The following is a 25,326-nucleotide window of genomic DNA, read 5'->3' as shown; positions in this document are numbered from 1 at the left end:
CGAAGCGGGAACCTGTCAGTCGTGGCTGCTGAGATCCACGACCAATCGGATCACGAGTTCACCGTCGACGACTCGCGTTCGTTGCTCGCAGATGGTGTTCATCAGCGCGGTTCCCTCGTCGATTCCGCGCCGATGTGTGAGGAGCCTGTCGATCGAGTCGTCGGCGGTGGTCAATGCCGTTGCTGCTGCGGTGAGTTGACTGTTGGTAACCCCTCGGTTGCCCGTCAGCGCCACCCTCTGCGAACCGCGGGTGAACGTCGTGACCGCAGGCGGCGTCGGACCGCCGGTGTTGGCCTGCCGAACACCGGCAATGTCCACACCGGGGAGCAGGTCGGACGTCGCCTTGGCCGGAACACCACCGATCGGATGTACCGCCACTACTCGATCACCGAGGCGACGCAGAGCCGCGTCGATGGACGCCACCGTCCCGGCGCGGTGGGTCGCCACAAGCACAGCGACGGTTCCGGTGAGGTGGCTTTCCCAGTCGTCATCGGTGGCGAAGTTCGTCACGGACGGTAGATGGTTGGCGGTCCACTTCGTGCCCAGTTCGGTGCGGTGCACCATCGCGACGTCCACGGTGGGAAACAGGACGGACGGCGCAAGAGTGGCTGCGAGATTGCCGATCAGACCATCCCCGAAAATCAAGAGCGTCTCCGGTGTCTCCCTTGCCAGGCACGACAACGCGTAGCGGACGACGGCGTACGGCTCGACGAGAGTTGCTCGGGCACTGGACAAGCCTGGCGGAAGCAGCGATACCAATCCGCCGCTGACGGCGGACGCGCCGATGACGACCCGCTGCTGGAACAATCCCTCGACGTTGTGACCGAGCAGGAACGACGAGTCGTGCGGGTGCGTGGGATTGATTACGACACGATCACCGACGGCGAACTCCGACACACCTGCACCGACCTCTACGACGCGGGCGGCTCCCTCGTGACCGACGATCGGGGACGGATCGTCTCGGTCACCCCGGACGATCTGAATGTCCGTGCCGCACAGCGACACTGACTCAGGTGCGATCAACAATTCACCCGGCCCGGGCGACGGCGTCGCGCGTTCTTCGACGGCCGAGTGGCTGCCCTGCCGAACGATGGCGCGATGAGTCGCTTGTGTTGTCATCATTCCTCTTTCAGATCTTCGTGACGCGGAGGAAACCGTCGGCAATGGCGTCGGCTCCGGCCAGGGTGTCGATGTCGCCGGGGCGGCAGAGATGGATGATGTCGGCGACGCGCTCCGGAGTGAGGGAGTCGGCATACGAGCGCGTCTCCGCGAGCTGCCCGGTGAGCTCGCGTTCGTAGAATTCCCACAGTCCCTCGGCTACACCGCCGCCTATTCCGATGCGGTCCAAGCGCGGGTCGAGAGCGATCATGGTCCTGATCAGTTCGGCGATCGGTTCCACCACTGTCCGCAGCAGCCTGGACGAATCGGGGTCTCCGGCCGCCAGCGAAGAGGCAAAGGTATCGACGTCGTAGCGAATCTCGAGAACATCTGCCACTGCCTGAACTGCGGGTCCGGACGAGATGGACGAGACGTGCCCGATTCCTCCGCATGCGCAGGGCAACGTCCGCACTGCCTCTGGGGCCGAAGTCGATGCTCGGAGATGGCCGACTTCGCCCTGGAGGCCACGATGGTCCACCGGAATGGATCGGTCGGTGAGAATGGCAGTGCGCGCGGCGATTCCGCTGCTGATCGTGAAGTAGGCGATGTGCCGATCGGTGGGTCGGGCGAATCCGAGCGCGAACGACGCCAGCCCTGCGGTCACGTCGTTGACGAGTCTCCAGTGCACATCGGGACGACGGGACGACAACATGCTCAGCAGGGGAATCTCACCGGTGGGCGCTCCGCCCCACAGTGGCCCCGAACCCAATGCAACGCCGTTCTGCTCGTCGAGCGCCGCGCCACATGAGATGTTCACCGCTGCACCATGCGGCGCATGACGATCGAGCGTATCCATCAGTTGCTGCAGCAGGTTGTCGGCCGCCACGCCGGGCTGTCTGAGCGCACTGGGCGAGGGCACTCGCTCGATGACGTCACCACTGCGGATACGCAGCCATGTGCCGCCCAGATCGACCGACACAGCTGCCGTCATCGCACCGGATCCACGTCGATCACGAGGGCACCGTCGCGTACCGCGACCCGCAACGATTCGAAGTCGTCCACGCGGGCAACCTGCGGACCGGACTCGTTGCCGATTGCGATGCATCGCGCGCCGGCGGCCTGCGCTGCGGCGATCCCGGCATCTGCATCCTCGAAAACGATGCACGACTCGATGGAGACACCCAGTTGCTCTGCAGCAGAGCGAAATCCCTCGGGATCGGGCTTGCCGACGGCCACGTCCTCGGCGCACACGGCAACCTTCGGTGTCGGAAGGCCGGCTGCGGTCAGACGTCGCACCATCATCGAACGTGACGCCGAAGTCACCACCGCCCACCGGTCCGCGGGCACCGAGGCGAGAAACTGCTCCGCACCGGCGATAGGCCGAACCGGCACCAGGCTCTGGTGTTCGCGCTCTCGAATCCAATTGAGTGCCTCGCGTAGGTCGGCAGTGGGTCCGAGTACACGCAGAATGATGTCGGCGGCCAGTCGGCCGGGAAGCGCTTTGGACATCACCGCCTTGTCGACACCGTGGCGCTCGGCGAAAGCGAACCACACCGCTTCGATGGACTCGTGCGAATCGACCAGGGTGCCATCCATGTCGAACAGGAATGCGGCAGCGGTGATCTGGGTCGTTCCGCGGGCTCCACTCCCGACGGATCGACGAGTCGGACTGGGCTGCACACTCATACCGTGGCCTCCGCTCGCATCCCCAGGACTTCGCCGGCGTATCGGACGAGTTCGAGATCGTGTGCGGTGGACCGCCGCAGACGTTGATCACCCGGGTCGGTGTCGAGAACCACGGTGCTCGCGCCCACCTCGGTGAGGAACTCGATGTCGGTGTGGATCTGTTCGATGCTGCCGTAGCCGAGTGGACGGTTCGGTGACTCGATCGGGGTGTCGGTGGGGAGGAAGTAGATTCTCGGAACGAACTCCTTGCCCTCATCGAGGGCGCGGGATCCCGCGGTGCACAGTTGCCGCGACGGGTGTAGCGGATGCCAACCGGTACCCAACCTGTTGGACCGGTCGAGTGCAGCGGGACCGTTCCCGCCGATCCACAGCGGTGGATGCGGCGTCTGTACCGGCAGCGGTCCACCGTGGACTCGGCGGGGCGTGCCGCTCGCTCCTGCAGTCTCGTACGTCTCCGACGACCATGCCGCCCGCAGAGTTTCGAGCGTGGCGTCGGTCATGCGACCCCGCCGGTGGAACGGGACGCCCAGAACATCGAATGCCTGCGCCGTCCAGCCGACGCCGACTCCGACGATGAGTCGTCCACCGCTGAGCCGGTCGATCGTGGCGGTCGCGTGCGCCAGATGTGCCGGATGACGGTGGCTTCCGATCAGCACTCCGCTACCGAGGCGGATGGAGTCGGTCTGACCCGCGAGCCACGACAGCGTCGCCAGGCATTCGTAGAACGGTGCGGGGGAGCGCCGATGGGCGTCGTCGGTCAGTACCACGTGATCCGAGAGCAGAATGTTGTCGAAGCCGACGGATTCGGCAGCGCTGGCCCACGCGAGAATCCCGTCCGGGTCGATCTGCGGGCCGAAGTTCGGGAGATTGATTCCGTACTTCACAGCGCACCGGGAAACAGTCGAACTGCACCGGTGTTGCGATCGCCGGTGGGCAGGGTGAGGAAGTTGCCGCCGTTGGCCGTCAGTGGTCGGGCACCGTGCTTGCGGCCGATGTTGTGCTCGAACAGTTCGACGTTGAGCTCGCCGACCGACACCATGGCCATTCGGGAGGTGCCCTCCACATCCAGGTCGAATTGCGCACGCATGAAACCGCGATCCGCTTCGATCTCGGTACGCAGTACTTCGACGGCGGAATGCGATTCCACCAGCCGAGCAATCGTGGCGTCCAGATCGGCCACGCTGTAGCCGGAGTGGTCGAGTCCTCTGCAGGTCGGCAGCAGCGCCGACGGACTGTCCTCGCGTCGGTGATGCAGCCGGGCGTCGGTATCGCCGAAATATCCTGGCGTCTCTGGCCACTGCTGCAGCTCGAACAATGTGCCCCACGGCGATCGGAAGTAGATCCACCTGTTGCCCGCAATCGGGCCCTCGGGGACGGTGATCACGTCGCCGAGCACCGAAACATCCTCGCGTGCTGCGAGATAACTCGCTGCAGCGTCGATGTCGCCGACCGTGAAGCACAGGTGATTGGTTCCCACGTCCACCAGCCGCGGCGGGACCTGGTCCGGAGCGGACGAGGAGGTGAACTCGATGGACATGCCGTCCCCGACCGGCACCGATGCGTTGTCGCCGCAGTTCACGCCCAACAGTGACGCAACGAAGTCGGCCGCTTCGTGGCCGTCGGGAACGGTGATTCCGATTGTGGTGAGCGAGGTGTCGATGTTCGTGGTGACGGTCATGGGATCAGCAGTACCTTTCCTCGTGTTCCACCGGCAGCGAGCAGGGAATGAGCGCGCGCAGCCTCGTCGAAACCGAACTCGCGGGCGACCGGAACGGTGATCGTCCCCGCGGAGACGAGCGCGGCGAACTCCTCGAGACCCGGCCCGTCCTCGTTGACGTAGCTCTTACCCGGCGTGATGCCGCGCTGTGGTTCGGGCTGATCGCCGTCCTCGATGGAGACGTACGCACCGCCGTCGCGAACACTGTCGATCGTCTCCACCACGCCTGCGGTGTCGACGACGGCGTCGTAAGCCCCGAGGGGCAGATCTACGGGTTTGCCGAACACACTCCGGGCACCGAGCTCGAGCAGATCGTCGGTGTCCGACTCGCGCGCGAGAGCGTCGACGTGGTGGCCGCAGGTCAGCAGAATGGCCGACGCTATGCGGCCCACCGCGCCGGCAGCACCGGTCACCAAGACTGTGGATTGTGCTGGGAGAGTGACTTTGTCGAGCTGTTGGAGGGCCGTGAGGGCTGCGAGCGGTAGTGCGGCCGCGTGCTCGAGGGTGACGCCGGTGGGTGCGTGCGCGAACAACGATTCGTCGGCGACGACGCGTTCGGCGTAGGTGCCGAAGCGGTGTGCCGGCTGGGCAATCATGCCGATCACGTTGTCGCCCGGCGCAAATCGAGTGACCGACGGGCCGACGGCGACGACGGTTCCCGAGACATCCCAGCCGAGGACCGCAGGGTACGTCAGTTCGATGTCCAGGAATCCCGAACGAGTCTTGAGGTCGACCGGGTTCACGGCGGCCGCAGCCACCGACACGACGATGTCGCCAGGCCCTGCCTCGGGCTCGTCGATCTCTGCGACGGTGAGTACGTCGGGTTCACCCTTGGCGGTGATGATCACGGCTTTCATGCAATGTCCTTTCGTCCGGTAGCGGGAACCAGTCGGCCCGCATATCGCGCGTTCTCTTCTGCGGCGGTCAGCACGAGGCCACCGTCGACGGTGATGGTGGTGCCGGTGAGGTAGCTCGATGCGGGTCCGGCGAGAAACACTGCGGCTGCGGCAACTTCGTCGACTCCCGCGGGCCGTCCCAGCGGAATGGCCGGCCGCACGATGTCCGCGTATCTCGACTCGTCGTCGACGCCGTTCATCGCGGTGGCTGTTTCCCCGGGTGCCACGGAATTGACACGGATTCCGTGCCGGGCGAACTCGAGCGCGAGAACCTTGCCCGACGCGGCCAATGCCGCCTTGCTGGCGCAGTACACGGCTCCGCCGGTGATGGGGATCGAGTCGTGAACGGAGGTGATGTTGACGATCGAGCCGGCGATACCGTCGGCGATCATGCGGCGACCGACCGCCGATGCCAACGCGAGTGGTGTGACGGTATTGATGGCAAGGACGTCCTCGATTCGTTGGACATCGAGTGCGTCGGCCGAGGATCGGTCGTTGACGCCGGCGTTGTTGACCAGGCATCGGATGCTGCCGAGCTCGCCTACCGCGCTCTCGACTGCAGCGACCGTGGCACGCGCGTCACGCAGATCGAGGTGTAGCGCGATTGCGTCGACGGGACAGGAGGCTCGAATATCGTCCACCAGTCGACTGATTCGATCGGTGCCGTGCCCGTATCCGAGAATCAGATTGTGCCCTTCGTTCGCGAGGGCCAGCGCGATGGCGCGGCCGATTCCGCTGCTGGCACCGGTGACTACCGTGTACCCGGGACTACTCAACTGCGATCACCACTTTCGGTCGTGTCCGACGGCTTTCGAGACGATCGAACGCCGCTTTGGCGTCGGACAACGGCACCACGCTGTCGATGAGCGCGGCCAGTGCGGGACGAATCAGCGGAAAGAGCGCTGCCGCACGGCGATAGTGATCGACACCGTGACGTATCCCGATGATTGAGATTCCTGCCAGCGCAACCATTCCGGGGTCGATGGATTCGGAGTGCGCGGCGACGCCGACGAGGATGCATTTTCCGCCGGGACGGAGTGCGCCGATTGCCGTGCTCAGCGCGCCGGCCCCACCCGATGCTTCGACGACGATGTCGTAGGTCCCGGTCAGAGAATCAGCTGTCGTGAACCTCTGCGCCACTGCGCCAGATCCGAGGTGCTCGATGCATCGTGGTTCGAGAACGTCGACGAAGACGGGGCACCGGGACAGCATGGCCACCGCGAGACTGCCGATGGTTCCCGCGCCGATGACGAGCACTCGATCGCCCGGGGACACCGACGCCGCGTCGAGAGCTTCGAGCACGGTGACCAGCGGTTCGATGAGCACGTGTTCGGGTTCGGCGGGTACGCGGCCCAGCGAGACCACGGCGCGCCGGGGCATGACGAGGAATTGTGCTGCTGCGCCGCCGTGTTCGTACAGGCCGACTTCCTTGAGATCCGAACATTGATTACGTTTGCCCGATCCGCAGGCGGTGCAGGACTGGCAGAAGAGCATGGTGCTGCCGGTGACGGCGTCACCTGTCTCGAGGTCGCGAACGCCGCTGCCGGTCCGGTCGACGACACCCACCCACTCGTGTCCGAAGTGGTGTGGAAAGGTCGTCTTCCCATCGGTCAGGTACGAGGATGTGCCGTGCAGCAGTTCCAGATCCGTGCCGCACAGTCCGACGTAGGAGATTGCGACTACGACGTCGTCCGGGCCGCAGACGGGGGCGTCGAGCTCGACGATCGATACCGAATGCGGCGCGTCGATCACTGCGGCTCTCATCCGGCCGCCTGGGACGCGCGGCGACTGAGGATGAGACCGACGATCGAGCCGACGGCGACACAGGAGTCGGTAGCGGGCGTTACCTGGCGTGATTCGACGACCATGGTCTATTCCTCCGTCGTGTTGTCGTGGCCGGTGTATTCGACGACTGCGCATCCCCAAGTGAATCCAACGCCGATGCCGGTGAGCATGATTCGGTCTCCCGGGTGCAATGATTCGGTGCGGCGAAGCAAATCGAGGCCGAGCAAAGGGTCGGCGGCACCGGTGTGGCCGATTGTGCGCCCGACTTCGATCAGCGTCTGATCGGGTCTGATCTTGAGGGGCTCAAAGCACTGTTTGCGCAGCAGCACGTTGCCGAAGTTGGGGACGATCCACCTGTCGATCTCTCCGTGATGAGTAGACGAGTCACCCAAAGCTGTTTCAGCGCAGAGAGTCAGCGCCGCCGCATTGCGCGACCAGAACTCGTCGATGGTGTGGTTCTCGGTGAAGCCGGCGACGCGTGCTCGCAGATCTACGGGTCTGCCGGTGCCGTAGACAGGCATGTCGAGACTGTCGTTGCCGCGGTGCATCTGTTCCAGGTGTGCGTCGCTCACCACTGACGTGGACAGAATGCGGAACGGGCCGGGATCGGGGCCGACGACCGCGGCAGCCGCGCCGTCTCCGTAGACGAGTCCGCTGTCGGAGGTCCATCGATCGAAAAGAGGCAAACGCCACGCGTCGGACGCGGTCACCAGCCCCTTGCCGCGTCCGTCGAACCAGCGGCCGATCATTTCCATGCCCACGATAACCCCGGCGCACGCGGCGCGGATTTCGATGGGCAGACAGTCGTCGATGCCCAGTTCGTTCTGTATGTACGCTCCGCAGTTCCAGGCTTCGAGACCGTTGTGCAGCACGACAGCGTGCACAAGAAGGTCTATCTCGTCGGTGTCGATTCCGCTGTCCCGCAGAGCGGCTCGGCCTGCGTGGATAGCCATGTTGGGAGCAGACTCATCGAGTTCGGGGCTCGAGACGGCCGCCGATATCTGACCGGTCTTCTGGTGCTCGACTTCCTCGAACCGCCCCGATGCGACCATGTCGGTTGCCAGGACGCGACTTTCGGGTAGGTAGGAACCGAAGCCCTCGATGTACAGGCTGTCCCACTTCACGACGCCACCTTCGTCCCCGGGACGCCGCTGGTCGGAAGTCCGCCGTTCTTGCGGGCCAGCAACGCCAGTGCGGACGAGATCTCCTCGTTCGTAACGTCGTTGGCGAAACGGTGTCCGCCGATGCCGACTGGGAGCGGCAGTCGCTGACGACCGTCACGGTGGCGCACAGTGTCTGCGAGCGCTGCGTCGAGCACGCCTTGTCTGGACAACACCTCGTTCCATACGGGGAGGCCGAGCTGCTTCATGACCGTCAGGATGCGGTCCAGGTCGTCACCGCTGAGACTCCCGCGCAGGAATCCCAGCGCTGAGGTGAGTGCCATGTCGATGCTGACGGCCTCGCCGTGCAGCAAAGCGGGCAGCGCTTCCATCTCGAGTGTCGGTGAGAATGTGTGGCCGTAGTCCACGCACCGCTCGAGGCAGGACTCCCACAAATTGGGTTGCAGCTCTTCCAGCATGAGGTGGATCGACTCGGCAATGACTTGTTTTGCAGCAGTGTCGAGTTCGGCAGAAGAACCCTGAAAGTTGTCGCCGATCAGGCGTTGGCCGTACGTCTCGAGCAGCTCGAACAGATCGATCGACTTGATCAACGCCATCTTCAGAATCTCGGCGAGGCCATTGGACAGGTGACGTTCGTCGAGGGTACGCAGAAATGCTCTGTCGACGTAAGTGGCAAGGGCTGGGGCGTACGTTCCCAGCCGGTTCTTGCCCATGCCGTAGTTGACGCCCGTCTTGACGCCTACACCCGCATCGACGAGGCCGATGAGAGTGGTGGGAATTCTGATGTACGGGGTACCGCGCCGATAGACGCTCGCGGCGAATCCGACGACGTCGAGCAACACTCCGCCGCCGATGGCGATGACCGGCTCTCGGCGTCGGTCGATACCGAACCCGTTCATGGCGTCGACAACTCGGATGACCGAGCTCCACTCCTTCACCGCTTCGTCGGCACGCATCGCCACGAACGATGCGGTCACGCCGTGATGCTCGAAGTATCTTCTGATGCGATCGCCGTGAATGCGGTCGACATTGGTGTCGATGACGATGAGGCGCCTGTCTCCATGGGTCAACGGTGCTGCGCTGCAACCGTCCAAAAGCTGAGTGTTGTCCTGCGCAAACAGATCCCGCGCGGCGAGGACGTGGTATTCGACCTGCTTGACTGCTTCGACTTTCCACGCCGAGTCGGTGTCTGCACTGTGACTGAGTCCGAGCTTGAATGAAGCGGCACTACGCATGTGTGTCCCCCTGGACGGTGATGTGCACTCTCGGGCTGTGTTCACTCTCTGCCGTGCTGCAACGAACCGAAGTTCTTACTCGAGCGTAGATGATTCGCTTATCGATCGCTACAGGAGTAGACTAGATCACAGTGTCAGAGAAGCACTCGATTCGAAGCCGGGAGATTCACATGGCCGGAGTACGGGGACAGGGTCGTAAGTTCGATCTCGACACTGCGCTGGACAAAGCGATGTTCGCTTTCTGGGAGCACGGGTACGAGGGCACATCCATCTCGATGCTCACGAGCGCCATGAACGTCAACCCGCCGAGCCTCTACAGCGCTTTCGGTGGCAAAGAGGGATTGTTCTTCGCGGCGGTGGACCGCTACGTCGCCACTCGTGGTGACTTCATGGGCCGGGCGTTCGCCGAGGAACCGCGTGCCGACAAGCTCATCTCCAGGCTGCTGTACGACGCGGCCTCGCACTACACCGACGAGTCCTGCCCGGGTGGCTGTCTGATCATCAGCTCGGCCGTCGGCGTCACAGAAGCTAATCAGGGCATCGCACATCGATTGCGCGACATGCGTAATGCCAACGTCTCGCTGCTGTCGAAGCTCATCTCGGAAAACGTCGAGGACGGCGTCCTCCCTTCGTCATGGGACGCCGACGATGTTGCCGAATTCATCGGCGTGATAATCCAGGGCATGTCGCAACGCGCGCGAGACGGTGCTTCAAGGCGGCAACTCGAACAGGTGGCAGACCGAGCAGTTGCGTCGCTGAGGCCGGTGTCTTCGATCGCCCGTTGACCCGAACCGCACGATCGATACTGCAGGTGCCATCGCTCTACGACGGTACCGATGGACGAGGGTCAGACGAGTTCGATGACGTCCAACGCCCCGTCGGCATGCGAACTACGCAGTCGTTTCTTGTCGTATTTGCCGACGCTGGTTTTCGGGACCTCGTCGATGAAGGTCCGTCGTTCGGGCAACTGCCAATGCGCGACGCGACTGTCGAGGAACTCCTCGAACCAGCTGGCCGATGGACAGTGGGGTGTCCTGCATGGTGCTCTTCATCGATTTCGCTCCTGAAGTCTCGGCACGCACGTCGCTGTGCTGCGCGTCACACCGTGCACGGTACGGACTTCAGGCGAGTCGGGTGCGCAAAAGCACGCCGCGTCGACGGGTCAGCGTGAGTTCGATACAACTCCGATGGTGCTCACGTCAGTTCAGCATCCAATCGATTCGAGCGGCAATCACTTTCGCGGCCTGGTCGTTGGGGTGGATGCGGTCGCCACTGTCGAACGCGGGTGCCAGGGTGTCGGGATACGAGGAATCGACCAGAAGGCTGTGGAGTGGCAGGACTTCGAATGCTCCGCCCATGACGACTTGGTTGGCCGCGTCGCGTGCGACGTCGATACCGGGTCGGCAGAACTGCGGATACCGGCATCCCTCGACCGGCGGAAGTGTCGCGACGATGACGGTGACTCCGGCGTCACGAGCGTTGCCTGCAATGTCGAGCAGTTGCTGACCCAGATGCTCTCCGTCGGTCTCGTCGAGTGCACGTCCAGGAAACACCGTAGCGAGATCGTTGATACCTGCTTGCAAGACCAGATAAGCCGGGTTCGATGACAGTCCGTCCGAGCGTAGTCGACGCCTGATCGACGGCCCGATCTCGTCGGCGTCGAGGCGATTTCCTGCAATGCCGACGTTCAATACACGACGGTTGTGATGGTCGGCGAGTACACCGGGGTAGCCGTGCACGGAGCTGCCGAATCCCGCAGTGATTGAATCGCCGAGGGCAACTACGATCGGAGCATCGTCGTCGGTCGCGACTTCGATTTGCTGGACGAGAATTTGCGTGGGTACAGACCCTACGTGGCCGTTCGGCGAACGTATGAGCGTGGAGTGGATCAGCGACGGGTTGTAGGTCAGTTGCTCGGACGAGTCCCTGCGGCCCATCAGTGAAATGGTCGCCGGCTCGTCCCGGTCTGCGTCGATATAAAGTGGGTCGGTCGTGCGCGAGCTGCCGGAATCGAGGATTACATGATCGCGGCCGTCGAAGGTTGCGGGTGAATCTCCGATCGCGATCGCAACGTCGGTTTCGTGGGTGCCGTGTTCGTTGGACACAGTAACTCGGATCGCGCTGCCGCTGAACGCCATTCGATGTTCTTGAACCACAACATCACCGCGTCGGAGGGTGATCGAGGGTACATTCTTGTCCGACTCGTAGGGACTGACCAGCGGTACCCGGTGCGCGACGCGCCAGCGCTCACGCTGAGGCATCGTCCGACTCCAAATCGGTGGTGGTGCGGAGGCGGCCACGCGTTGCCCACAAGGCGACGACGAGGCCCAACGCCGTCGCCACAGCACCGATCCATCCGAGGTTCCGCTCGGACAGGCCCTGCGCCAGAGTGGTTCCGCCGATCAACGATCCGAGCGCGACACCGACATTGATGCCGGACGTGTTCGCGGCGAGGGCCGACGGGGCACCCTCCGCTGCGGTCAACACCCACGTTTGGTAGGCGGGTACGACTGCGAATCCTGCAGCGCCCAGTGCTATCAGAGCGACGACGACAGCGGGTTTCGAAGGAGCCGCGAGGCTCAGGGCCAGCAGTGCGACGACGAGAACTACCAACAAGCCGACAAGGGCGCGCGCCAGATTTCGGTCGGCGAGACGACCCCCGACGAGATTCCCGAGGAAGCCCCCGACACCGAACACGAACAGCAGGAAAGCAATGGTGCCTCCGTCGAATCCGGTGATGTTTTCGAGTGTGGGCGCGATGTAGGTGTAGGCGGTGAAGAAGCCGGTCTGCCCGAGGGCGCTGAACAGCAATGCGATCAGTACGGGCCGTCGGAGGATCACCCTGAGTTCCTGTGCGATGCTCGGTGTCGTTTCCGGGGCGGGGTCGGTCGGAATGGCCAGCGCCACGAACGCGATGCCAGCAGCAGCAACCACGGCAAGGGCGACGAAGGTCGCCCGCCAGCCGAAGTGTTGTCCGATCAGTGTTCCCACCGGAGCACCCAGGATCATCGCAAGAATGAGACCGCCGGCCACCCAGGAGATGGCCTGTGCGATGCGTTCGGGTGGAACGCTGCGTGCGAGGGTGGCAATCGAGAATGCGATGAACCCACTGAGCGCCAGCGCTGCGACCACACGGCCGGCGAGCAGAACGGCAATTGTGGGGGCGGAAGACGAGATGACGTTGCCGACCAGGAACACAACCATGAGCCAGACCATGGACAGTTTCGACGAGTACCGTGCCAAGTATGCCGCCAGAATTGGGCCGGTCACAGCAACGGTCACTGCGTAGGTCGTGACGACCGACGCGGCAGTGCTGACGGTGGTGCCGACGTCGACGGCAATCTCGGTAAGCAAGCCGATCACCGCGTATTCAGCACTGCCCAGGGCGAATACGCACAGCATCATCGCAAGTATCGGTGCGACGGGAATGCCTGGAGAGTCGGACTGTGGCGCAGTGGCGGTCCGTTGCTCGGTGGTCATCTAGTACCCCTTCGTGGAAGTAGTAGTGGATAGGCGGTTCATGCCATGATTTCGATAATGGCTGCGCCCCAGTTGAATCCGATCCCTGAGGAGCACAGCGCAACAAGTGATCCCTTCGGAGTTGCGCCTGTCGAGATGAGGTGATGCAGGCCCGCGAGCTGGTCGGCTGCTCCGATATGGCCGACGGTGCGGCCCCATTTCCAGAGTGTCCGGTCTTCGTCGATCCCGTACTGAGACAGAAATTTCCACTCTGCGATTCCGCGGCCGGTGTTGGGGAACACGAACCGATCGATCTGGTCGATCTTGCAGTCCGCGTCTTCCAGCGCGATGCGCAGGACTTCCTCGGTGGCGCCAGTCAGTTTGGCGATGGCCTCCTCGATCGGATGATCGGCGAGATAGATGTCCTTTCTTCCCCGTAGGTCGAGACGCGTCGAGGGATCGTTGGGAAGAGGGCGCGGCGCATCGCCCGCGTAGAGCGGCTCGAGTGACGGGTCACCGATCAAGGCGCTGCTGCGGACGGCGGCGATTCCGGAGGAGCGGTCGAGCACGACGGCTGCTGCACCGTCGGCGAGGACAAGCCCCTTGTCGCTGCGGTACCGGTCGAAGTGGGGTTGTGCGAATACGTCGGCCGCAGTAACGGCGACAGCACCGCCTGAGTTGGCGGCCGCGAACAGTGCGCCAGTGTGTAGTGCTGCGAGTCCACCGTTGGATGCCTGCCGTATTTCCAATGTGGTCAATCTGCTCGACGCTGCGTCCGGTAGAGCCGTACGAGCTATGTGGGCGGCGGGGGTCCAGTAGTCCTGACCCTGGAAGTGAATTCCGGTGTGTATCAGGGTGTCGATTCGTCGATCCTCGCCGAAGGAAAGCGCCTCTCCGAGTGCTCGAGCTGCGAGTTCGGTGGGAGCCGCCCCCGGTATCACCGAGATCGATTCGAGGTCGTCCTCGGCCGCGTCGTCGGGGTCGTAGTCGCCACGTGCGACGGCCTCGTGTACCGGATCTCGCTGTCCCAGAACCGATGCGATCCCGGTGATGTAGACGTCGTCGTGCTTCACGAAGCTCCCTCGTGGTTGCGTTTAGTGATCACTACACGAGTATGGCACGGCGGATCGAGTTCGCAACCGGAGCCCGCTGATCTCCGCCTGGGTGCAACGTTCGCGTTGACCGCGGGCGATTCGTTGCGTGTCTCCGTGACCACTCTTTACCCCTTCGTTCCATGAAGAACCGAACCTTCTGTCGAAGGCTAGGCGATTCATTTATTGATCGCTACAGGAGTATGATCAATCACAGTTTGCGAGAACAGTTCGAGAAGAGGAGGGCCCGATGGCCGGCGTGCGAGGACAGGGGCGCAAGTTCGATGTCGACTCAGCGCTGGATCAGGCGATGTTCGCCTTCTGGGAGCACGGGTACGAGGGCACTTCTGTCTCGATGCTCACCAGCGCGATGGGCATCAACCCGCCGAGTCTCTACAGTGCGTTCGGAGGCAAGGAGGGGTTGTTCTTCGCCACGATCGATCGATATCTCGCCACTCGCGGCGACTTCATGGGTCGGGCGTTCGCCGAGGAGCCCCACGCGGCCAAGCTGATCTCAAGGCTGCTGTACGACGCGGCGTCGCACTACACCGACGACTCGTGTCCGGGGGGTTGTCTGATCATCAGCTCGGCCGTCGGCGTCACCGAGGCCAATCGAAGTATCGCAGATCGATTGCGCAACATGCGCAATGCGAACGTGTCCCTGCTGTCGGATCGTATTTCCGAGAACGTCGCCGACGGCATCCTGCCTCCGTCATGGAACCCCGTCGACGTTGCAGAATTCATCGGCGTGATCATCCAGGGCATGTCGCAACGGGCACGAGACGGAGCCAGCCGGCAACAGCTCGAACGCGTTGCGGACAGAACACTGGCGTCGTTGGGGCCGAACGTCGGCTGACAGCTGTCTTGTATCAGAACACGATCGCCGCGAATTTCTCCAGAAACTGGTCGACATCCCCGGACTCGATTGTCAACGGCGGTCTGATTTTCAACGTGTTTCCGTACAGCCCGGTCGCCGAGATCAACACCCCGTGATTTCTCATGTAGTTGACCACTCGAATTGCCTCGTCAGGATCGGGCTCTCCTGACGGACCCACGAATTCGACTCCGACGAACAACCCCGCACCCCGAACATCTCCGATCGCATCGGCATTGTGGGCGATCTCGCGTAGGCCGGTAAGCATTCGCCCACCCATCGCCGCTGAGTTTGACACCAGGTCCTCGTCTCGGATCACGTCGAGCACCGCTTGCGCCGCAGCGATGGTCACCGGGTTGCCACCGAAGGTGTTGAAATAGCGAAGGTCTCGTCCGAACTGCTCGGCCAGTGAACTCTGCATGACCAGTCCGGCGATGGGCATGCCGTTGCCCATCGGTTTGCCCATCGTCACGATGTCGGGCATCAACCCGTGCCGCTCGAAGCCCCACATCGATGCGCCCAGCCGTCCGAATCCCGGCTGCACCTCGTCGGCGATCAACACCCCACCCGCTGCGTGAACGACATCTGCCGCAGGCTTCAGGAACGGTGTCGGCTCCGGCAAGATCCCGTCGGACGCGAAGATCGAGTCGATCAGCAGAGCCGCGATACCGACGCCGGACGCGGCCAGGTCGTCGATCTGCGTCTGCACCTGTTCGGCGAACCATGTCCCCAGATCGCCCTCGACCCGGTACGCATCCGGTGCCGGAACCGTCCGCAACCACGGAGCGTCGCGAACGGACGCCGGACCCATCGACGGCGAACATGCCGCCACATCCACAGTCCCACCGTGATAGGCACTTTCGGTGACGATGATGCCCTGGCGGCCCGTCGCGTGCCGCGCGATCCGGAGAGCGAGGTCGTTGGCCTCGGACCCGGTGCACGTGAACATCGCGGTGTCCAACCGGTCGGGGAAGGTGCCGACCAGGTCCTCGGCGTAGCCGATCACTGCATCGTGCAGATACCGCGTGTGCGTGTTGATCAACGACATCTGCCGGGTGACGGCCTCGACCACCCTGGGATGGCAATGCCCCACGCTGGCAACGTTGTTGTACATGTCGAGGTATCGCGTGCCATCGGCGTCGTAGACGTACACACCCTCGCCTCGTACCAACTCGAGCGGGGTCTCGTACATCAGGTGATAGGCGGGCCCGAGTACGCGCCTCCGGCGCTCGACCAGATCGAGCGTGCGAGTGCTGAGCCCCACGGCCGAGGACGCATCGAAACCGTTGACGCTCAGGGCTCCGACGCGATCGAGTGTGGTCACCTCACAACCCCTGCAGCCAGAACGCCCAACGCGGATCCGCCATCTTCATCCTCGCGCGGGCAAGCTTCCAGGTTCCGTACTTGTGGTAGTCGAAATCCCATGCGGTGCTGAGCTTGTGGTTCATGCAACCCCACAGCCCCCATTTGACGTCGGCGAGTGCGCTGCATACCTGCACCCGGGAGATCATCGACCACTCGGCTTTGCCGTAGAACTCCTCGATCAATTCCATCGTCTGCTGCTCGCCGTAGAACATCTCGATGATCATCACGGCCAGCTCGTAGGCGCGGTCGTTGTTCGACGCGAACTCGTAGTCCACCAATTTCATCGGCAGGCCGTCGCCGATCAGAATGTTGCCCGGCATCGGGTCGTTGTGACACGCAACCAGATCCAGGCCGGATGCCAGCATCGCGTTCTTCGCCTGCCCGTATTCCGCGAGGATCACCTCGGCGTCGCGCGGCAACCGCACGCCGAGTTCGGCAACCTGATCGAGGTGTTCGTCGATCATGTCGAAAATAGTCTTCGTGATGCTGAGCTTGCTTCCCGAATGCAGTACGCGATACAGATCGATCATGCCCAGGGGGATCTCAGGGCGCTTGAGGTCACCGTTGGTGCACGCCCGATAGCCTTCGAGGAACTCGATCACCTCCACACCGGTCACTGGATCGAACAGCACCACCTCGGGTCCGATGTCCAAAGCGCCTGCGCGACGGGCAGCCTCGTTCGCCAGCGACCGGTCGATGAACGAATCCGTTCCGGCACCGGGGAGTTTCATGAAGTAGCGCTTCGGTTTTCCTTCAACGGTGATGCGCCAATTGCTGTTCATCAACCCTCCGGGTACCGGGGTATAGGTGATGTTCAGTCCCTCCCACTCCGCAACGGCGGCGAGGGCTTTCTCCACCTGCCGTTCGGGTTCGGTGTGGGCGGATCCCAGTGCGATCTCGTTCATGGCCACCTCAGATATTCCGTACTCGGTCGTCGAAATGCGGGTCGCGCAGTCCAGCGCGCGCCCTCAGGAACTGCCAGTCGGAGAACTTCGAGTATTCGTGCGTGCCCGGCCTCATCGCGTCTGCGTACGAGCCGATGAGGGCCCACCGCAGGGAGTCGGCGACGCCGTAGATGCGGGCGCGATCGAAGAGCGCACTGTCGAACGAGCCCCACATCATCTCGAACACCTCACGTGCGTCGGTGTCGAACGGGCGGATCTCTGCGAGCAACGCACCGATGTCCTGCAGCGGATCCATCAGCGCCGCAACGTCCCAGTCGACGAGCCGCATTCCGCCGTCGTCGAGCATCAGGACATTGGAGACATTGCCGTCGCCGTGGCAGGGCACCGCGTCGATGCCGGCGCTGTCGATCCGCGCTTCGGCGGGCCCGAGAGTGCGCAGCATCCAGTCGAAGTCGGCCGGGAACAGGCCCCCGACCTTTTCGACCAAGCCTATGACGTGTGTCAGGTCGTCGAACACCGACGCACGTCTGGTGATTCCGCTGAGCCGGTGAACGGAAGTCCGAAGCGCCACCAGCTTCTCGACGTTCGTATCCTCGTCGAACAGATCGAGCGTTGCAGTCGAACACAGTCCGGTGAAGTCCTCCATCACCAACACGCCGGAAGCTGCGTCGGAGAAGAAGACAGTTGGGCCGATGCCCGCGTCACCGGCCGCGGTCGCAGCCGAGAACGATGCTGCGACATCGATGTAGTCGCGGGCCTGCGGTTCCATCACCTTCACGTACGCGGCCGAGCCCGCACCGGAGTCCGCAACCTCGGCCCGCGCCGAATAACGCTCGGAGTCAGCGCCCCACCAACTGGGGCTCGCCATGGTGGTCCCGGGTTCCAACGTCAATTCGCCCGAGGCCCAGATACCCAACTCGCTCAATGCCTGTCGCACGGTCATCCCAGCGCTCCGATCTTGTCAGCGGCCACAGCCGTCGGCCAATTCATCTCGATCTCACGTGCACCTTCGAGCCACTTCGTCAGCCGTAGCACCGCCTGATCTGCGAACCGCGGCCCGACGACCTGGATCCCAACGGGCATGTGTGCGCTGAAGCCGAAGCAGAGCGCTGAGGCAGGCTGCGCGGTCTGGTTGAACCACGCGGTGAAACTGCAGTGGCCCAATGGTTGTGCCGGGTCGAGCCCGACCTCTTCGGCTCCGAACCCCACCGTGGGAATGACCGGGGAGATGACGAAGTCGAACTCGGCCGTCTCCGCCCGAATCATCTCCTGCGATCGCATCACCGCATCGGTATCTCGCGAGAACTGAGCCGCCGAATACTCTGCCGCCGCCGAGGCCCAGTCGGCGACCGCGGGCAGTACCTGCGATCGACGATTCTCGGGAATGGCCTCCCACTCCGTGCGTGCACGAACCTGGAACAGGCGATCCAACGCCGGGTACGGATCCACGCCGAAGACCGGCGGCATTTCGGTGACCACGGTGCCCGCTGCACTCAGTTTCGTTGCTGCAGAACGCACCACGGCCTGTACGTCGTCGGAAACGGTGGGACCGTAGCCCATGTCGAGCATGACGCCGATGCGAAGTCCGGCAGGAGACAGGCTTGCGCGTATGTCGGTGGTGTCCTCGTAGGGCAGGCTCCACGTGTCCCGCGGATCGGGCCTGGAGATGACACCGTAGAGGTCGATGAGATCGTCGACGGTGCGGGCCATCGGACCGGCCGATCGCATGGTCGACGGCGCGGTATGCGGTATGCGGCCCTGCGTCGGCTTCAACGCAACGAGCCCGCAGTGTCCCGCAGGCAACCGCACCGACCCGGCGATATCGGAACCGACAGAACCGAAACCGATGCCCGACGCCAGCGACGCACCTGCGCCCGCACTGGATCCACCGGTGTTGCGGGAGAGGTCCCAGGGATTGCGGGTGATTCCGTACAGCGAGCTGACGCCCGCTGCCATCATCCCCATGTCCGGCATCGTGGTCTTGCCGACGATCACGGCACCCGCTTCCTTCAGCCGGGCAGCCGGTGGTGCATCGACCGTGGACATCGGCAGGTCAGCATTCGCGGCGACGCCGTGGCGCCACGGCATCCCGATCGCATGGACGCTGTCCTTGATGGTCACCGGAATGCCGTCCATGTCGCCTCGCGCACGGCCGGAATCGAGGCGGTCGGTGGCGGCCTGAGCTGCCGCACGCGCACCCGACTCGTCCAGGTACGCAATCGCATTGATCATGAGATCGGTGGTCTCGAGATGCTCCAGCGTGGCATCGAGCAACTGCACGGGAGTGAGCTCACCGGTGCCGAATGCCGCACGTATCTCGGCGACGGTTGTGGTCAACAGGGGATTCATCGCGTGCCTTTCATACTGATACCGCGGTTGCCACCGGTATGACCGGAGTGCCGACGAGCCAGCCGCCGTCCACGGCCACGATCTCTCCGCAGATGTGGTCCGAGAGCGACGAGGCCAGGAACAACACGGTGTCGGCGATGTGCTGTGGATCTGCCCACTTGCCGTTGGGGGTCTGCGCCTCCAGAGCACCGCGGATGGACGCGTCGTAGATCGCGGTCATGTCGGTCTCGACGAAGCCGGGCGCAACGCCGTTGACGTTGATTCCCATCGGTGCGTAGTCGATGCCGACCTGCCGAGTGAAGTTGACCATCGCTCCTTTCGCCGCGCAGTATCCGGCAAATCCTGGATTGGCCCGCAGGCCGCTGATCGACGCGACGTTGACGACCTTGCCGCCCCGCCCGGCGTCCACCATGTGCCGTATCGCCGCTCGGGTGCAGAAGAACGTTCCGTCCACGTTCACTGCGAAGAGCGACCGCCACGCCTCGTCGGTTGTGTCGAGGACCGTTCCGGCACTGAGTATTCCGGCGTTGTTGACCAGGATGTCGATGCCCGATCGGGCCGCGACGTCCGCGAAGACCGCGTCGACCTGCTGGGAATCGGAGATGTCCAGCAGGACGGACTCGGCGGTGCCTCCCGCAGCGCAGATCAGATTCGATGTCGATGCGCCGTCGGTGCGGAGTGCGTCGCTGCGGTCGGCGATCACCACGTGCGCGCCAGCCGCCGCCAAAGTGGTCGCGACTGCTCGTCCGATGCCGCGGGACCCGCCTGTGACCAGGGCAGTCTTGCCGCTCAAGTCGATCATCTGGCTCTGCTTTCTATGCTCGAGTGCGGCTGGTGCCGGCGAGTTCGGAAGATCGGCCGACTCCGATATCGCCGCGCACCATGCGCGCGACCGTCTCGGCCAGCATCTTCACGCCGTCGAGCAGGTCGCTGTCGTGGGTCAGTTCTTTCTCGCTGTGCGAGATTCCGTCGACGCTGGGGACGAACAGCATCACCGTCGGAACGACGTCCTTGAGATTCACCGAGTCGTGGCCGGCCATGGTGAGCATCCGTCGACACGACAATCCGAGGGACTCTGCGGCTTCCTCGGCGAGGTCGACGCCCTCGGTCTGGTAGCTCGTGGACGGCCGCAGCGCCGAGGTGTCGATGCTGACCCGCACCTCCCCGTCGGTATTGACGGAATCGATTGCTGCAAGCAGCTTCTCGTGGGCCTGCTCGAGAACCTCGGGGTCGGAGGACCGGATGTCGATGGCCATGGTGACCTTCGACGGCACGACGATGGGGGAGTTGGGTTCGACATCGAACTCTCCGACCGAGGCCAGCAGCGCCTGTTCCGGAAACTGGGTCGTGAGTTCGCGGGCGGCGAGCACGATGCGCGATGCGCCGACCAACGCGTCGTGACGCAGGGCCATATGAGTTGCGCCGGTGTGCGACTGCTCGCCGTGCACGGTGATCGAGTACTTCCGTGCGGCCCAGTTGGCGGTGACGATGCCGATCGTCGTCCCGGTGTTCTCGAGGATGGGACCCTGTTCGATGTGGATCTCGGCGTAGGAGGCGGCCTCGGGCGCATCGGCATTGCCGTGAAACCCGATATCGGACAGAGCATCCCGCACGCTGACGCCACTGCGGTCGTTGACCTTCAGGATGTCGTCGGCATCGAATTTGCCGATGAAGACCCCGCTTCCCATCAGGCTGGGCGAGAAGCGGGAACCTTCCTCGTTGAACCAGTTCACCACCGCAAGATTGAATTGCGGAGCCACCGAACCACGTTCGACACATTCGGCTACCTCGTGTGCGGCGTAGGCCGCAGCGAGAACACCGTATGCGCCGTCGTACTTTCCGGCCGTCGGCTGACTGTCGAGATGCGAGCCGACGAGTACGTACGGCGCATCGGGAACCAACTCGACAGTGCCGTACATGTTTCCCACTGCATCGACGGTGGTGGTGAAGCCGTGCCGGTCGAACCAGTCGGCGAGGAACCGCCTGGTCCGACCGTCGTCCGCAGTCGCTGCTTCGCGGTGCACGCCACCGGCGGCGGTGGCACCGAACGAGGACATCGCCTGAAAGTCGTCGAGGAAAGGCACTAGATCTTCTCCGGGGCGGGGTTGGCGGCGAGTTCTTCGATCTGGTTCTCGAAGGACAGGTCGACCGGTGCGGTGCGGGTAGGACGCTTGCCGACCTCGAACATCTCGTCGACGCGGGCCTTCTCCTCGGCCGTGGTGCCGGTGGCCTTGGAGACGATGAGGAAGACGGCCAGGTTGACGGCCATGCCTACGACGCCGCCGGTGAGGCTGCCGAGTCCGGCGATGTCGTCCGGGTAGATCGCGGTGAGGACGAGTGCGACGGTGAATCCGGAGATCATCCCGGCTACTGCGCCCTTGCCGTTACCGCCTCGCCAGAAGATCCCGAGGAACAGCGGGATGGCAAGCTGCACAACGCCTTGATACGAGATCTGTGCGAGGAGTTGCAGGCGCGTCATGTTGAACGTGGCGTAGGCGACGATGGCTGCCGCTGCCATGAACGCGAGCATGCTCGTCTTGGCTACCTTGGTGAGCTGACTGTCGGTGAGCTTGCGCTTGTCGGAGTTGACGATGTCGTTGGCAATCTGCAGTCCGCAGACCTGCACGCTGCCGTCGATGTGGCCCATGGATGCGGCGAACACCATGGTGGCCGCCAGGCCGAGAAGCCACGTTCCGCCGTAACTCTCGGCGATGGTGAACCAGCCGGTCTGCGGTGAATCAGCGACGGCGGGCATGACCGTGCCGGCGATGCCGACGAGCATGAGAAGGGAGTAGAAGACTCCGGAGATCAGGACCGTGCGGATGGTGCCGGACTTGACGGCCCGGACACTCGACGCGGTGTAGATCCGTTGGAAGCTCGTCGGCCAGCACAGTGATCCGACTACACCGGTGAAGATGAGGGCGAAGAGGTAGAACGGGCCGTACGAGTCGCCGTCTCCGGGAACGCGGAGGTACTCGTCGGCGACATCGCCGAGTGTGGCGAAGCTGATCGGGCCGCCAGCGACACCGGAGAGCAGAATCAGGCACAGTGCCGCAGAGAAGACGTAGGCGACCAGACCTTGGAACATGTCGGTCATGATCAGGCCGCGCATGCCCATCTTGACGGTCCAGTACTGGCGGATGACGATGACGGCTAAGCCGACGAACAGGCAGGTGGTGACGGACCATGCTCCGGCACTGGCGATCTGGAACACCTCACCGAGTGCCTGCATACCGAGCACGACCCACGGGAAGAGCGAGACGATGCCGATGACGCTGGCGACGACCTTGGTGCCCCGCGAGTTGAAGCGCAGGCCGAGCAGATCGGGCTGCGATCGCAGGTTGTACTTCGCTCCCCAGCGCCAGGCGCGAGTGGCCATGAAGTACATCATCGCGACGCCGAGGCTGGAGTACGCGAGACCGTACAGTCCGAATACTCCTGCGCCGCTGGCGAGTCCGAAGAACGCGATGAACACCGAGCCGGGCCACCACGAGTTGACGTAGCTCATCGCGACGTACCAGGGGCCGTAGCTGCGGCCGCCGACCGAGTACTCGTCGAAGGTGGGGGATGTTTTCTGTTGCGTGGTGTACAGGATGAAGATGACGACGGCGTAGAAGACGCCGAGCATTCCCAGCATGATCAACATGTCATTCTCCAGTCAGCGGTGCGGTAGCGGGGAGGAGATCCTCGTCGAGTTCGCCGCGGATGTCCTCGACGATGTAGAGACCCCAGAGAGTCAGCCCGAGAACGACTCCGTCGATCAGCCAGTACATGATGGCGAACGGAATGCCGAGGATCTCGTAGCGAATGCCACTGCCCCACATGTACAGCGGCGGGAACAGTGCGAAGAGCAGGGCGAGAGCGTAGATGCTGCCGAAGAACGTCATGATGTTCTTTCGGCTCAGGCCGCGAATGTACTCTTTCATGTGCGTCATCCTTGGTTGACTATTTTGAGAACCGAATCGTGCAATGCGCCGTTGGTCGCAATGCCGTTGCCGCTGTTGTAGTCTCGCGCTCCATCGAGCGAGGTGAAGGTGCCGCCGGCTTCTTCGATGATCACCGGCATGGGGGCGAGGTCGTAGATCTGCGTGGTGTAATCGACCACCGCGTCGGCTTGGCCGCTTGCGACCATCATGTAGCCGTAGGCATCGCCCCAGGTACGCAACACTGCGCCTGCGGCATGCAGGTCGACGATGGTGTCCGAGTGCCAGTCTTCGAGCCAGGTTGCCATCACGTAGGCCCCGTCGAGATCGGTCCTGTCCGAAACATGCACCCGTTCACCGTTTTTCCAGCATCCCTTGCCGCGCTCGGCGTGCATGAGGATGTCGGCGCTGGGTAGATTGATGACGCCGAAGACGACATCGTCGTCTTCCTCGAGCGCGATCAAGTTGGCGTACAGCGGAACTCCGTGCACGAACGACTTGGTGCCGTCGATCGGGTCGACGATCCAGCGGTAGTCGGACGTGCCGCTGGTTTCGCCGAATTCCTCCCCGAGGAAGCCGTCGGCGGGGAAGTGCTCGGCCACGGCGGCCCGAATGTGGGTTTCGATATCTCGATCCGCTTGCGTAACAGGGGAACCGTCCTGTTTCTGCTCGACGGTGAGGGCTGAGGTGTCGAACCAGCGACGAGCGATCTCGCCCGCCGAGCGGGCGAGCTCCACGCCGAGTGCGGCGCGTGCCGACCTGGAATCCTCCACGGTGTTGCACCCTTCGGTAGATGTTGCGTTCTCGGGTAGGTGCAACGATGGGCGTAGACCATTTCTGGTTTTCTCGTCGATACGTGAACGTCGTGTAACGCGTCACCTGGTTGCGGGTCATAGGACACCCGCCGTGTTAATCGTGCGTTAATGCCCAGGTCGAGGGGTGTCGCGCGGGCCTGATTGAAGATTGAATGGGCTTCTGCAGTCGTGACGGAGAAATCGAGGTGATTCGGTGCTGTTGATGGAGCAGACGCATGCGGCGCTTCTTCGGTTGGTGGCGGAGCTCGAATCGCGGTCCGTTGCCCGGTTGCCTCCCGAACGCGAACTGGCCGAGCGACTCGGCACGTCACGGACGACGCTGCGCAAAGCGCTGGATCTCCTCGAACGCGACGACGTCATCCGACGCACGAAGGGGAGAGCCGGCGGTGCGTTCCTGACCTCGGTGACACCGGGTTCGTCGTCGCCGGAAAGCGCGCAGTCCCTCTGTCAGAGCCGGCGACTGCTGCGAAGCCTCAACACCGTCAAGGGCGTCCCGCAGATGCTGCACGAACAGGGATTTCGAGACGGGACCAAAGTCATCTCGGCGCGCATCGCCGAGCCGAGCCCGGAGGCGGCGCAGGTGTTGGGAGACGGACCGGTGGTATCGCTGCTGCGGCTGCGCTTCGCCGACGGCGACACGCTGTCGCTGGAGCAGATGTACCTCAGCGACAGCATCTGTGGCCGAGTCCTGGAGACCTCGTTGGACTCGGTGTACGAGGCTCTGCGTACACGGCTCGGCGTATCGGTCTGTATGGCAGACGAATCCATCGAATTGGCGACGATCAGTGCGCCCGCGGGTTCGCTGCTCCGCCAACCCGAGGGAACGCCCATCCTGAAACTCGAACGCATCGGATACGACCAGTCCGAACGACCCGTCGAGTATTCGGTGGACCTGTTCCGAGCCGACCGAACGCGTCTGAGTGTGCGCACCTCGTCGCTGGTGAGTGCGTCGGTCACCGAGGCGTCGACGTAAAGAGCAGGCCCGGAGACAGTGGTCCCCGGGCCTG

25 protein-coding genes are annotated in these 25,326 nt (G+C 63.5%); 3 read left to right on the top strand and 22 right to left on the bottom strand.

Features of this window, described 5'->3' with window-relative positions; genetic code table 11:
- Positions 1 to 15: 15 nt before the first annotated feature.
- From R4P57_RS18770 to R4P57_RS18725, 10 genes are all read right to left on the bottom strand, one after another.
- A complete protein-coding gene (locus R4P57_RS18770; protein ID WP_317804336.1) occupies positions 16 to 1,119 on the bottom strand; it encodes an alcohol dehydrogenase catalytic domain-containing protein in 1,104 nt (367 codons plus the stop codon).
- A 10-nt stretch (positions 1,120 to 1,129) separates the two neighbouring features.
- Entirely contained in the window at positions 1,130 to 2,089 is a 960-nt protein-coding gene (locus R4P57_RS18765; RefSeq protein ID WP_317804335.1) for an ROK family protein, read from the bottom strand.
- Entirely contained in the window at positions 2,086 to 2,784 is a 699-nt protein-coding gene (locus R4P57_RS18760; RefSeq protein ID WP_317804334.1) for an HAD-IA family hydrolase, read from the bottom strand. The genes R4P57_RS18765 and R4P57_RS18760 overlap by 4 nt, the downstream gene beginning before the upstream one ends.
- Positions 2,781 to 3,668 (bottom strand): TIGR03619 family F420-dependent LLM class oxidoreductase, encoded by an 888-nt coding sequence (locus tag R4P57_RS18755; RefSeq protein WP_317804333.1) that lies wholly within the window; start codon positions 3,666 to 3,668, stop codon positions 2,781 to 2,783. The genes R4P57_RS18760 and R4P57_RS18755 overlap by 4 nt, the downstream gene beginning before the upstream one ends.
- Positions 3,665 to 4,462: a VOC family protein gene (locus R4P57_RS18750; protein WP_317804332.1), complete on the bottom strand. Its 798-nt coding sequence runs from the start codon at positions 4,460 to 4,462 to the stop codon at positions 3,665 to 3,667. Before R4P57_RS18750 ends, R4P57_RS18755 begins: the two co-directional genes overlap by 4 nt.
- Positions 4,459 to 5,358 carry an NADP-dependent oxidoreductase gene (locus R4P57_RS18745; protein WP_317804331.1) on the bottom strand — a complete coding sequence of 300 codons (900 nt, stop codon included), beginning with the start codon at positions 5,356 to 5,358 and terminating at the stop codon, positions 4,459 to 4,461. Before R4P57_RS18745 ends, R4P57_RS18750 begins: the two co-directional genes overlap by 4 nt.
- Positions 5,355 to 6,173, bottom strand: coding sequence for an SDR family NAD(P)-dependent oxidoreductase (locus R4P57_RS18740; RefSeq protein ID WP_317804330.1), 819 nt, complete (start codon positions 6,171 to 6,173; stop codon positions 5,355 to 5,357). The genes R4P57_RS18745 and R4P57_RS18740 overlap by 4 nt, the downstream gene beginning before the upstream one ends.
- Positions 6,166 to 7,161, bottom strand: a complete 996-nt coding sequence (locus R4P57_RS18735) for a zinc-dependent alcohol dehydrogenase (RefSeq protein ID WP_317804329.1) — start codon at positions 7,159 to 7,161, stop codon at positions 6,166 to 6,168. The genes R4P57_RS18740 and R4P57_RS18735 overlap by 8 nt, the downstream gene beginning before the upstream one ends.
- A gap of 107 nt (positions 7,162 to 7,268) precedes the next feature.
- Positions 7,269 to 8,306 carry a ketoacyl-ACP synthase III family protein gene (locus R4P57_RS18730; RefSeq protein ID WP_317804328.1) on the bottom strand — a complete coding sequence of 346 codons (1,038 nt, stop codon included), beginning with the start codon at positions 8,304 to 8,306 and terminating at the stop codon, positions 7,269 to 7,271.
- Positions 8,303 to 9,538 (bottom strand): sedoheptulose 7-phosphate cyclase, encoded by a 1,236-nt coding sequence (locus tag R4P57_RS18725; protein ID WP_317804327.1) that lies wholly within the window; start codon positions 9,536 to 9,538, stop codon positions 8,303 to 8,305. The genes R4P57_RS18730 and R4P57_RS18725 overlap by 4 nt, the downstream gene beginning before the upstream one ends.
- A gap of 170 nt (positions 9,539 to 9,708) precedes the next feature.
- Here R4P57_RS18725 and R4P57_RS18720 point away from each other — a divergent pair, with 170 nt between their 5' ends.
- Entirely contained in the window at positions 9,709 to 10,323 is a 615-nt protein-coding gene (locus R4P57_RS18720) for a TetR/AcrR family transcriptional regulator (RefSeq protein ID WP_317804326.1), read from the top strand.
- 414 nt (positions 10,324 to 10,737) lie between these two features.
- Here R4P57_RS18720 and R4P57_RS18715 read toward each other — a convergent pair whose 3' ends face one another.
- Genes R4P57_RS18715 through R4P57_RS18705 form a run of 3 tightly spaced genes read right to left on the bottom strand, consistent with a single transcriptional unit; the run spans position 10,738 to position 14,070 of the window.
- On the bottom strand, positions 10,738 to 11,799 hold the full coding sequence (locus R4P57_RS18715) for a GDSL-type esterase/lipase family protein (RefSeq protein ID WP_317804325.1): 1,062 nt from the start codon (positions 11,797 to 11,799) through the stop codon (positions 10,738 to 10,740).
- Entirely contained in the window at positions 11,786 to 13,018 is a 1,233-nt protein-coding gene (locus R4P57_RS18710; RefSeq protein ID WP_317804324.1) for an MFS transporter, read from the bottom strand. Before R4P57_RS18710 ends, R4P57_RS18715 begins: the two co-directional genes overlap by 14 nt.
- A 38-nt stretch (positions 13,019 to 13,056) precedes the next feature.
- Positions 13,057 to 14,070 carry a ketoacyl-ACP synthase III family protein gene (locus R4P57_RS18705; RefSeq protein ID WP_317804323.1) on the bottom strand — a complete coding sequence of 338 codons (1,014 nt, stop codon included), beginning with the start codon at positions 14,068 to 14,070 and terminating at the stop codon, positions 13,057 to 13,059.
- Positions 14,071 to 14,338: 268 nt separating this feature from the next.
- On the opposite strand from R4P57_RS18705, the gene R4P57_RS18700 reads away from it, so the two are divergent.
- On the top strand, positions 14,339 to 14,944 hold the full coding sequence (locus tag R4P57_RS18700) for a TetR/AcrR family transcriptional regulator (protein WP_317804322.1): 606 nt from the start codon (positions 14,339 to 14,341) through the stop codon (positions 14,942 to 14,944).
- A 13-nt stretch (positions 14,945 to 14,957) separates the two neighbouring features.
- On the opposite strand, the gene R4P57_RS18695 is transcribed toward R4P57_RS18700, so the two are convergent.
- Genes R4P57_RS18695 through R4P57_RS18655 form a run of 9 tightly spaced genes read right to left on the bottom strand, consistent with a single transcriptional unit; the run spans position 14,958 to position 24,277 of the window.
- Positions 14,958 to 16,286: an aspartate aminotransferase family protein gene (locus tag R4P57_RS18695; protein ID WP_317804321.1), complete on the bottom strand. Its 1,329-nt coding sequence runs from the start codon at positions 16,284 to 16,286 to the stop codon at positions 14,958 to 14,960.
- Between the two features lies 1 nt (position 16,287).
- Positions 16,288 to 17,232, bottom strand: a complete 945-nt coding sequence (locus R4P57_RS18690) for a phosphotransferase (RefSeq protein ID WP_317804320.1) — start codon at positions 17,230 to 17,232, stop codon at positions 16,288 to 16,290.
- A 7-nt stretch (positions 17,233 to 17,239) separates the two neighbouring features.
- On the bottom strand, positions 17,240 to 18,175 hold the full coding sequence (locus R4P57_RS18685; protein ID WP_317804319.1) for a phosphotransferase: 936 nt from the start codon (positions 18,173 to 18,175) through the stop codon (positions 17,240 to 17,242).
- Entirely contained in the window at positions 18,172 to 19,581 is a 1,410-nt protein-coding gene (locus R4P57_RS18680) for an amidase (RefSeq protein ID WP_317804318.1), read from the bottom strand. Before R4P57_RS18680 ends, R4P57_RS18685 begins: the two co-directional genes overlap by 4 nt.
- 10 nt (positions 19,582 to 19,591) lie before the next feature.
- The gene (locus tag R4P57_RS18675; protein WP_317804317.1) at positions 19,592 to 20,383 is read right to left on the bottom strand and encodes an SDR family NAD(P)-dependent oxidoreductase; all 792 of its coding nucleotides are present in this window, start codon (positions 20,381 to 20,383) and stop codon (positions 19,592 to 19,594) included.
- Positions 20,384 to 20,396: 13 nt separating this feature from the next.
- Positions 20,397 to 21,665, bottom strand: a complete 1,269-nt coding sequence (locus R4P57_RS18670) for a M20 family metallo-hydrolase (RefSeq protein ID WP_317804316.1) — start codon at positions 21,663 to 21,665, stop codon at positions 20,397 to 20,399.
- Positions 21,665 to 23,227: a sodium:solute symporter family protein gene (locus R4P57_RS18665; protein WP_317804315.1), complete on the bottom strand. Its 1,563-nt coding sequence runs from the start codon at positions 23,225 to 23,227 to the stop codon at positions 21,665 to 21,667. The genes R4P57_RS18670 and R4P57_RS18665 overlap by 1 nt, the downstream gene beginning before the upstream one ends.
- 1 nt (position 23,228) lies before the next feature.
- Positions 23,229 to 23,507: a hypothetical protein gene (locus R4P57_RS18660; RefSeq protein WP_094619741.1), complete on the bottom strand. Its 279-nt coding sequence runs from the start codon at positions 23,505 to 23,507 to the stop codon at positions 23,229 to 23,231.
- A gap of 5 nt (positions 23,508 to 23,512) precedes the next feature.
- The gene (locus tag R4P57_RS18655) at positions 23,513 to 24,277 is read right to left on the bottom strand and encodes an inositol monophosphatase family protein (RefSeq protein ID WP_317804313.1); all 765 of its coding nucleotides are present in this window, start codon (positions 24,275 to 24,277) and stop codon (positions 23,513 to 23,515) included.
- Between the two features lie 244 nt (positions 24,278 to 24,521).
- Between R4P57_RS18655 and R4P57_RS18650 the strand changes: the two genes are divergently transcribed.
- Positions 24,522 to 25,292, top strand: a complete 771-nt coding sequence (locus R4P57_RS18650; RefSeq protein WP_317804513.1) for a GntR family transcriptional regulator — start codon at positions 24,522 to 24,524, stop codon at positions 25,290 to 25,292.
- The last annotated feature ends 34 nt before the right edge of the window (positions 25,293 to 25,326 follow it).

The organism is Rhodococcus sp. IEGM 1330 (assembly GCF_033142445.1).
GTDB lineage: Bacteria > Actinomycetota > Actinomycetes > Mycobacteriales > Mycobacteriaceae > Rhodococcoides.
Note: the sequence above shows the minus strand (reverse complement) of the source record. Positions and strands in the feature narration are given on the sequence as shown.

Bases quoted from the DNA above. Each gene is read 5' to 3' on its own strand.
- R4P57_RS18685 (WP_317804319.1), bottom strand. From the start codon at position 18,175: ATGACCGTGCGACAGGCATTGAGCGAGTTGGGTATCTGGGCCTCGGGC.
- R4P57_RS18735 (WP_317804329.1), bottom strand. From the start codon at position 7,161: ATGAGAGCCGCAGTGATCGACGCGCCGCATTCGGTATCGATCGTCGAG.
- R4P57_RS18680 (WP_317804318.1), bottom strand. From the start codon at position 19,581: ATGAATCCCCTGTTGACCACAACCGTCGCCGAGATACGTGCGGCATTC.
- R4P57_RS18700 (WP_317804322.1), top strand. From the start codon at position 14,339: ATGGCCGGCGTGCGAGGACAGGGGCGCAAGTTCGATGTCGACTCAGCG.
- R4P57_RS18760 (WP_317804334.1), bottom strand. From the start codon at position 2,784: ATGAGTGTGCAGCCCAGTCCGACTCGTCGATCCGTCGGGAGTGGAGCC.
- R4P57_RS18660 (WP_094619741.1), bottom strand. From the start codon at position 23,507: ATGAAAGAGTACATTCGCGGCCTGAGCCGAAAGAACATCATGACGTTC.
- R4P57_RS18665 (WP_317804315.1), bottom strand. From the start codon at position 23,227: ATGTTGATCATGCTGGGAATGCTCGGCGTCTTCTACGCCGTCGTCATC.
- R4P57_RS18725 (WP_317804327.1), bottom strand. From the start codon at position 9,538: ATGCGTAGTGCCGCTTCATTCAAGCTCGGACTCAGTCACAGTGCAGAC.
- R4P57_RS18720 (WP_317804326.1), top strand. From the start codon at position 9,709: ATGGCCGGAGTACGGGGACAGGGTCGTAAGTTCGATCTCGACACTGCG.
- R4P57_RS18710 (WP_317804324.1), bottom strand. From the start codon at position 13,018: ATGACCACCGAGCAACGGACCGCCACTGCGCCACAGTCCGACTCTCCA.
- R4P57_RS18745 (WP_317804331.1), bottom strand. From the start codon at position 5,358: ATGAAAGCCGTGATCATCACCGCCAAGGGTGAACCCGACGTACTCACC.
- R4P57_RS18675 (WP_317804317.1), bottom strand. From the start codon at position 20,383: ATGATCGACTTGAGCGGCAAGACTGCCCTGGTCACAGGCGGGTCCCGC.
- R4P57_RS18750 (WP_317804332.1), bottom strand. From the start codon at position 4,462: ATGACCGTCACCACGAACATCGACACCTCGCTCACCACAATCGGAATC.
- R4P57_RS18770 (WP_317804336.1), bottom strand. From the start codon at position 1,119: ATGACAACACAAGCGACTCATCGCGCCATCGTTCGGCAGGGCAGCCAC.
- R4P57_RS18765 (WP_317804335.1), bottom strand. From the start codon at position 2,089: ATGACGGCAGCTGTGTCGGTCGATCTGGGCGGCACATGGCTGCGTATC.
- R4P57_RS18650 (WP_317804513.1), top strand. From the start codon at position 24,522: ATGGAGCAGACGCATGCGGCGCTTCTTCGGTTGGTGGCGGAGCTCGAA.
- R4P57_RS18715 (WP_317804325.1), bottom strand. From the start codon at position 11,799: ATGCCTCAGCGTGAGCGCTGGCGCGTCGCGCACCGGGTACCGCTGGTC.
- R4P57_RS18690 (WP_317804320.1), bottom strand. From the start codon at position 17,232: ATGAACGAGATCGCACTGGGATCCGCCCACACCGAACCCGAACGGCAG.